This window comes from Mesorhizobium sp. M7A.F.Ca.US.006.04.2.1, from assembly GCF_004022915.1.
Taxonomy (GTDB): Bacteria; Pseudomonadota; Alphaproteobacteria; order Rhizobiales; family Rhizobiaceae; genus Mesorhizobium; species Mesorhizobium ciceri.
In genome coordinates this window covers 1-1,168 of sequence record NZ_RZQA01001294.1, presented here as the reverse complement: position 1 = coordinate 1,168, position 1,168 = coordinate 1, and the positions used below count along the sequence as shown (strand labels likewise).

The window sequence follows — 1,168 nt, the reverse complement described above, 5'->3', positions numbered from 1 at the left end:
ATCAGATACTGCGTGATGTCATCGCCGAGATCGGTCTTGGTCACCGAAATGCCGCTGGGGTGGACGAAGGAAAAATCGCTGCCGGAAAAGGTAGCGAAGTCGTTGCGCGCGAGCGTCACCTTGCTCTGCTTGCCGCCGGGCAGCGTCACATCGGCGCTCTCGCCGGGATCGATATCGACCGTCACGCCGTCGATGGTCAGCTTGAAGGCCTTGAGATCCTCGCCTCCGGCCGGTCCGGCGCACAGCGCGATGAGGGTGAGTGCCGCCGCCGATACCATCCGCATGGCTGTTCTCCTGCTTCTTACGACACCCCGCTCAGCGCCTTGATGGCACGGTAGAAGGTCGAGGAAAACAGTTCCGTTGGGTCATACTGCCGCTTCGCCGCCAGGAAGGCCGGCAGTTCGGGATAGGAGGCCAGCAATTCCCTGGCCGTATAATGCAGCTGGTAAGGCAGGAAGAAGCGCCCGCCATGCTTGATCGTCACGTCGATCAGCGCCCGCGTCAGCGCCCGCATCCTGGCATTGCCGTCGGCATCGGTCGGCTGGTTGACGTAGAGCACCAGCGAATAGGCCGGCTCCGGCGCGTAGGTCAGCGCCACATCCTCCCTGTGGACGATGCGCACCGAAGCATTGAGCACCGGCAGCGTCTGGTTGCGCAGGATCTCGCGCGCTTCCGCGATGAATTCGACATAGGCGGCACGCGGAATAAAATATTCGTGCAGGATGTCGGTCTCTTCCATCTGATCGTTGAACAGATAGGGCACCGAATCGTGCATCGGGTTGTTGCGGGTGACGAGACAGGCCTCGCCCTCGGCCATGGCCGAGGTGCGCGCCACCGTGCAGCTTTCGAATTTCGGCTCCAGTGTCTTTTCGGTGAACCACTTCAATTCCTGGAACAGGCTGCCCCATTTCGCCAGGTTGATGATCACCCGCTTCAACCCGACCGATCCCGGTTCGCCGATCTCGGGCTGATCGGCCGGCGGCCGCTCGGCCACCTTGTCGTAACGGTAGACGATCATGTCCTCGAGGAAATTGCCGGGCGCCGTCGACAGATGGCCGTAGAACAGGCCGATATCCTTGTTCGGCTCCAGCACCTTGGCGAAGAATTCCGGAAAATCGTCCGATTTGATGATTTCGCGCGAGGTGCGGTAGACGGCGTTGTCGACGAT

General features: G+C 61.1%; 1 protein-coding gene and 1 pseudogene. Both read right to left on the bottom strand.

Annotation, left to right across the window (positions count from 1 at the left end; all coding sequences use genetic code 11):
* Window positions 1-284: pseudogene (locus tag EN925_RS36765) on the bottom strand (hypothetical protein); the annotation flags it as partial.
* 17 nt (window positions 285-301) lie between these two features.
* The coding region (locus tag EN925_RS36760) for a D-arabinono-1,4-lactone oxidase (protein WP_164894701.1) at window positions 302-1,168 on the bottom strand (867 nt) is incomplete at its 5' end.